A 6,550-nucleotide genomic window follows, 5' to 3' on the forward strand; every position below is an offset into this window, starting at 1 on the left:
AAATAGCAGAACATCATCGATGCCAATAAACCCGGGACTATTGCTGCGAGCACCAGCTGGACCATGTCTTCATAGCGTTCCAGTCTTCTGCGCTCGTGGTCCATCTCCGCGGTCTTTGTCGATAATTTATGCTCACCAGGCGCTGCACACACTTTGAGAGCTTGCTCCTCGCCCATTTTCCCATCCCAATCGAGTAGTATCCCTCCCAGTATAAAAATGTCTGCTTATTGTCTGACAAAATTGTAAAAAATGTCAGCGAGTTAGCGGCTTTCCTTGCCTAAAATTCTCTCGACTCTTTTTGCAGCGCGTTCTATCTGAAGCTTCTCCACGAACTCCTCGAAAGTATGTCTGGATAGATATAACGCTCCCACCAAGCCGCCGATTACTCCGCCGATCAGGTCAGTAATTAGGTCCATGGTAGTGTCCTGAAGAGAGTGCTGCATATTGGTCCCAAAGCTCTTGTCGATAAGGAACTCGAAAATCTCCCAGCAGACCCCGCAAGCCATGACCATGATGACTACGAAGAACGGAATCCAAAACGCAGGCACGCGGATGTTCTTGGAATATCTCTCAGTCACCATCAGCCCCATGATGACAATGGCAGAGACGATCACTGCAGTCATCACATGCATGAGCTTGTCCCACCACCATGTGTTATAATAATATAAAGTAAAGGAAGCCAGGCCCAGACTATGCATGAAAATGGAAAGATCGATAGCTAGCACCAGTGGCCAAGGCGCCTGCACTATACCAAGGTGGGAGAGCAAGGGGCATATCAATATCACCATCAAGCCCATAATCGCGGTCCACATGGCATAGGAGTCACCCGCAGAAATGGCAGAGAAGAACATGATCAGGACAAGCATTACGAAAAAAGAAGTGATATAGAACATACCTCTGCTCATCCATTCACTTCTCCGACAGTCAATCGTTGCAGCTCATCCAGGCTGGTGGTGTGTAAATAGATGTCAAGGAGGATACCCATTACCAAGCCTCCGAAGGTCAACATGGTAAGCCACATCATTAGATCATCGTTGTTTACGAGGAATGGTTCAAGGGGATTCAGGAGATCACGAACATACAGCAGAACCACGTATAATCCCAGGGAGGCGATGAATAATATGACTGCGCTAGCTATGAAAAAGGGACGATTCATCTTGACCCCGAGATGAGCACGTAGTTGAATCAAGGTGGCAAGGGAAAGGAGAAAGGTAGCAGCGACAGTCAGGACGATGATCAAGGAAAAGGCTATCTCCCTCAATGATACCCTAGAAGGCAGATGGAGAGTGGCAATAAACAAGGGAAGGCCATATAGGAAAATGAAGTAGGGTCGCGGAATCAACTTAAAATTTTTGTTGGCCATCATTGGGACTGAGGTCACCACTATTGCCCAAATGCCTATTGCAGACCACAACGCATCACCTTTGACCATGACATAGACCGTGCAAAGGACTAGTAAACCGAGAACGAGGTAAGATGAGAGGGTCTCTGCCCTGTTCAAGGTCATGGCACAGGGAACATATCAAAAGTATATTAAAAAACGAATCGATTCAAAAATTAAAAGGGATTTTGAAAGAATTTAAATCGTAGCAGTGTAGCTTAGGACTCTGGCTTGGGAAAAATACTAATATCACGTGGTTATTGGAAAAAGCGCTGAAGCGACAACTGAGAACCTGCAACGCTTATATATGAATAGCGTAATAGGCCCTCGCTTCCCATTGAAAGGTGAATATATGGCACGCGGTCTATATACGGCCAGAAAGCTCAGAAAGGACCGGCAGAAGTTCCGGTGGAGCGACAGCTCTTATAAAAGGAGAGTCCTCCGGCTAAAGGAGAAGTCCGACCCTTTGGAGGGTGCGGCCCAAGCCAGAGGCATAGTGTTGGAGAAGGTGGGAATTGAGGCCAAGCAGCCCAACTCCGCCATTCGCAAATGTGTCAAGATACAGCTCATCAAGAATGGTCGTCAGATCACAGCTTTTGCCGTGGGGGATGGGGCTATTAACTTCATTGACGAGCATGACGAGGTATTGGTAGAGGGGATTGGGGGCAGACTTGGCCGTTCTTATGGTGACATCCCCGGAGTGAGATACAAGGTCATCCAGGTCAATAACGTCTCTCTTAATGAGCTGGTAAGGGGAAGGAAGGAGAAGCCGGTGAGGTGAAAATCATGGAAGGAAATCCTGAGGCTTCAATGTCATCCCCTCTTGGTCCTAAGCAGGAACTTCTGCTCTTTGGGAAGTATGGGACGAAGGAAGTAGTGGTGCGTGATGGGGGATTGGCCAAATACATAAATTTGGACCCGACCCTGGTTCCACACACTGATGGGCGGCATTCTGGAAGGTGGTTCGGAAAGGCCAGACTCAACATCGTGGAAAGATTGATCAACAATATGATGCGCACCGAGGTCTTCACTGGCAAAAAGATGAAGGCCTATAGAACTGTCCAGAAGGCGTTTGAAGTTGTAGAGAAGAAGACGAGCAAGAATCCCATTCAAGTATTGGTCGAGGCCTTGGAGAATGCTGCTCCTCGTGAAGAAATAACTAGGTTGCAGTTCGGGGGCATCTCTGTGCCCAAGGCTGTGGATGTTGCGCCATCGCGCCGTCTTGATATTGCCCTGAGGAATATCTGCAAGGGGGCCATCCAAGCCAGTTTCAAGAATACTAAGCCAATACACGAATGCCTGGCGGACGAATTGATTCTTGCTTCCAAGAATGACATGAATTCTTTCGCGGTGTCGAAGAAAGAAGAGGTGGAAAGGGTAGCGGCTTCGGCACGCTGATGCTGCCTGAATTTTAAGGTGATAAGATGGGACGTAAAGAGGATAACATCAAGAAAGCCCAGTCTATCATGCGCGATCCTAGGCTAATACGCAATATCGGTACTGCTGCTCATATTGACCATGGAAAGACCACTCTTTCTGACAATCTCATAGCCGGCGCGGGAATGATGTCCGAGGACCTCGCTGGAAAACAATTAATGCTGGATTTCGATGAGCAGGAGCAGGCCCGTGGCATCACCATCAACGCCGCTAACGCTTCGATGGTGCACAAATACGAAGGGCAGGAGTATCTCATTAACCTCATAGATACGCCTGGCCACGTAGATTTCGGTGGTGACGTCACAAGAGCTATGAGGGCCCTTGATGGCGTGATCATCTTGGTATGCGCTGTGGAAGGCATAATGCCTCAGACCGAGACGGTTATTAGACAAGCATTGAAAGAGAGGGTAAGGCCAGTATTATTCATAAATAAGGTCGATCGACTCATCAACGAGCTAAAAGTTACTCCCGAACAGATGCAACAGCGCTTTGTTCAGATAGTCACGGAGGTGAACCGCCGCATAGCGCAACAGCTGCCGGAGCCATTGAATAAGAAGTGGCAGGTCTCCGTCCAGGAGGGTACGGTTGCCCTGGGCTCCGCCTTCAACAACTGGGCTATCTCCGCGCCTTACATGAAGAAGTCCGGCATAAGCATGAAAGACGTCTATAATTATTGTAACAACGGGGACCAGAAGACCCTGGCCAAGAAGAGCCCCGTCCATGAGGTTCTTCTGGATATGGTTATCAAACATGTCCCCAACCCCATGGAGGCGCAGAAAATCCGTATACCGGTAATTTGGAAAGGGGACTTGAATAGCGAGGTGGGGAAGGCCATGCTGAATTGCGACCCCAACGGCCCCACCACCTTCATGGTCACCAAGATTATCATGGATCCTCATGCCGGGGAGGTCGCGGTGGGGAGACTGTTCTCAGGAAGGATAAGCAAAGGCATGGAGATGTGGGTTTCAGGTGCAGGCAATCCCAATAGAGTGCAAACGGTTGCGCTTTCAGTAGGTGCAGATAGGATACCTGTTGAGGAGATGGCTGCAGGGAATATAGTTGCTGTGGGGGGGCTAAAGGACGCTGTTGCCGGTGCCACGGTAACGACGATGAAAGACATGGAGCCGTTTGAGAAGATAACCCATTACACTGAGCCCGTAGTCACAATGGCAATCGAAGCCAAACATATGAAGGACCTGCCCAAGCTGGTGGAGGTTCTTAGAACAGTGGCTAAGGCCGATCCCTCTTTGAACGTGCAAATAAACCAGGAGACAGGAGAGAATCTCCTCTCAGGCATGGGAGAGTTGCATCTCGAGGTCACTATTTACCGCATAGTGAACGATCATAAATGTGAGATCAAGTCCTCGCCACCCATCGTTGTGTACCGGGAATGTGTAAAGCAAAAGGGTGGACCTTTCGAAGGTAAATCCCCTAACAAACATAACAAATTCTACATCGAAGTCATGCCTTTGGAGGAGTCTGTTTTCAATGCCATCAAGTCTGGTGAAATCAAGACTGAGGGCAAGATAAAAGATCCCAAGGCACTAGCGAAGCAGCTGCAGGACCTGGGAATGGATAAAGATGAGGCCAAAGGCGTGGTGGCATTCAAGGACACGAACATCTTCGTCGACGTAACTAAAGGCATACAATATCTCAACGAGACCATTGAGCTGGCAAAACAGGCTTTCGAGGAGGCGATGAATCTAGGTCCTTTGGCACAGGAGAAGGTCATGGGTCTGAAGGTGAGATTGGTGGACGCTAAGCTGCATGAGGACGGCGTTCACCGTGGGCCCGCCCAGGTAATACCCGCCGTAAGGAGCGGCATATATGGTGCCATGTGCCTGGGGGAAAGAGTGCTCATGGAACCTATACAAAAGATATTCATCAACGTTCCCCAGGATCTTATGGGTGATGCGGTGCGCGAAGTGCAGGCCCGCAGGGGCACAATCGAGGACATTCATCAGGAAGGCGAAGCTGCGGTCATCGTGGCCAAAGCCCCAGTAGCAGAGATGTTCGGTTTCGCCTCAGCAATCCGCGGAGCCACACAAGGTCGAGCGCTTTGGTCCACAGAGAATGCAGGTTTCGTCCGCGTACCACCCGAGCTTCAAAGCAAGGTAGTGGCTGAGATACGCAAGCGCAAAGGACTCAATCCAGAGCCTTATGATGCGAGCTATTACTCAGGCTGAGACCTGGAAAAACGGTTAAATATGAAATATAGTATGGAGAACCAAATCGTAAATTGGAGGCTGGAACATGGCTGAAAAACCTCACTTGAACTTGGTGTTCATTGGTCACGTCGATCACGGGAAATCAACGTCAGTTGGTCGCCTGCTGACCGACACAGGCCACATTGAGCCGTATCTGATTGAGAAGTATAGGAAACTAGCTGAAGAGAAGGGTAAGGCGACCTTCGAGTTCGCTTGGGTCATGGACTCCTTGAAGGAAGAAAGGGAACGCGGTGTGACCATCGATGTCTCTCATAAGAAATTCAACTCCGACAAGTACTACTTCACCATCATCGATGCTCCTGGTCACAGAGACTTCGTAAAAAACATGATTACTGGTACCTCGCAGGCCGATGCTGCCGTCCTAGTAGTGTCTGCGATTGAGGGACCGCAGGCCCAGACCAAGGAGCATATCTTCCTAGCTAGGACCTTGGGAGTGAATCAGGTCATTGTCGCGATTAACAAGATCGATGCCACCAAGCCTCCATACGATGAGAAGAGGTTCAACGAAGTTAAGGAGGAGGTGCTAAAGCTCCTCAAGGGCGTGGGATATAAGATGGAGAAGGTTCAGGTCGTGCCTCTATCCGCTTATAAAGGAGACAACGCCACGAAACCCTCGCCCAATATGCCCTGGTGGAAAGGACCGACATTGCTCCAGGCCTTGGATATGTTGGAAGTTCCCCCACAGGCCACGAACCTGCCCTTGAGATTGCCTGTCCAGGACGTCTACACCATCACTGGTATAGGCACGGTGCCTGTAGGGAGGGTCGAATGCGGCATACTCAAGCCCGATATGAAGGTAATCTTCATGCCCTCCAACAAGGTGGGCGAGGTCAAGAGCATCGAGATGCATCACGAGCAATTGCCCATGGCTAAGCCTGGTGACAACGTAGGCTTCAACGTCCGTGGCATATCCAAGAACGATATTAAACGTGGCGACGTCGCCGGTCCCTTGGATAACCCCCCGACGGTGGCCAAGACCTTCACTGCCCAGATCATGGTGCTTAACCATCCCTCGGTCATCACGGTTGGCTACACACCAGTCTTCCACTGCCACACCGCCCAGGTCGCATGCACCTTCATCGAGTTGCAGAAGAAGCTTGATCCCAAGACCGGTCAAGTCAAGGAAGAGAACCCCCAATTCCTGAAGGCTGGAGATGCGGCCATAGTGAAGATACAGCCTACCAAGCCCTTGGTAATCGAGAGGGCTAAGGACTTCCCACAATTGGGAAGGTTCGCCATCAGAGACATGGGTCAGACCGTGGCGGCTGGCATGTGCATTGAGGTGGAAAAGAGGGAGATGACCTAAACCCTTTCCCTTATTCCCTAATTTTGAGGAATATCCATGGCACAACGTGCGAGGATCTCATTGAGCGGCACAGACCCCAAGAAGGTCGACAGCGTCTGCGGCCAGATAAAGGCCATCTCCCAGAGAACCGGAGTGGCGATCAGAGGACCAATACCATTACCAACCAAGCATCTGAGGGTTCCAGTGCGCAAATCCCCT

The 6,550-nt window shown here is 50.1% G+C and carries 7 protein-coding genes; 5 read left to right on the plus strand and 2 right to left on the minus strand.

Going from position 1 to position 6,550, the window contains the following annotated elements:
* Positions 1–260: 260 nt before the first annotated feature.
* On the minus strand, positions 261–905 hold the full coding sequence (locus QW520_08845) for a hypothetical protein (GenBank protein ID MEM0449911.1): 645 nt from the start codon (positions 903–905) through the stop codon (positions 261–263).
* Complete coding sequence (locus QW520_08850; protein MEM0449912.1) at positions 902–1,507, minus strand: hypothetical protein; 606 nt, start codon at positions 1,505–1,507, stop codon at positions 902–904. The genes QW520_08845 and QW520_08850 overlap by 4 nt, the downstream gene beginning before the upstream one ends.
* Positions 1,508–1,733: 226 nt before the next feature.
* Here QW520_08850 and QW520_08855 point away from each other — a divergent pair, with 226 nt between their 5' ends.
* The 5 genes from QW520_08855 to QW520_08875 all read left to right on the plus strand — a co-directional run.
* On the plus strand, positions 1,734–2,162 hold the full coding sequence (locus tag QW520_08855) for a 30S ribosomal protein S12 (GenBank protein ID MEM0449913.1): 429 nt from the start codon (positions 1,734–1,736) through the stop codon (positions 2,160–2,162).
* 5 nt (positions 2,163–2,167) lie between these two features.
* Complete coding sequence (locus tag QW520_08860; protein ID MEM0449914.1) at positions 2,168–2,779, plus strand: 30S ribosomal protein S7; 612 nt, start codon at positions 2,168–2,170, stop codon at positions 2,777–2,779.
* A 26-nt stretch (positions 2,780–2,805) separates the two neighbouring features.
* Positions 2,806–5,004: an elongation factor EF-2 gene (locus QW520_08865; protein ID MEM0449915.1), complete on the plus strand. Its 2,199-nt coding sequence runs from the start codon at positions 2,806–2,808 to the stop codon at positions 5,002–5,004.
* A gap of 67 nt (positions 5,005–5,071) precedes the next feature.
* Positions 5,072–6,352: a translation elongation factor EF-1 subunit alpha gene (tuf, locus tag QW520_08870; protein MEM0449916.1), complete on the plus strand. Its 1,281-nt coding sequence runs from the start codon at positions 5,072–5,074 to the stop codon at positions 6,350–6,352.
* A gap of 36 nt (positions 6,353–6,388) precedes the next feature.
* On the plus strand, positions 6,389–6,550 hold a 162-nt coding region (locus QW520_08875; protein ID MEM0449917.1), incomplete at its 3' end, for a 30S ribosomal protein S10.

This window comes from Methanomassiliicoccales archaeon (genome assembly GCA_038740345.1).
Lineage (GTDB): Archaea > Thermoplasmatota > Thermoplasmata > Methanomassiliicoccales > UBA472 > JAJRAN01.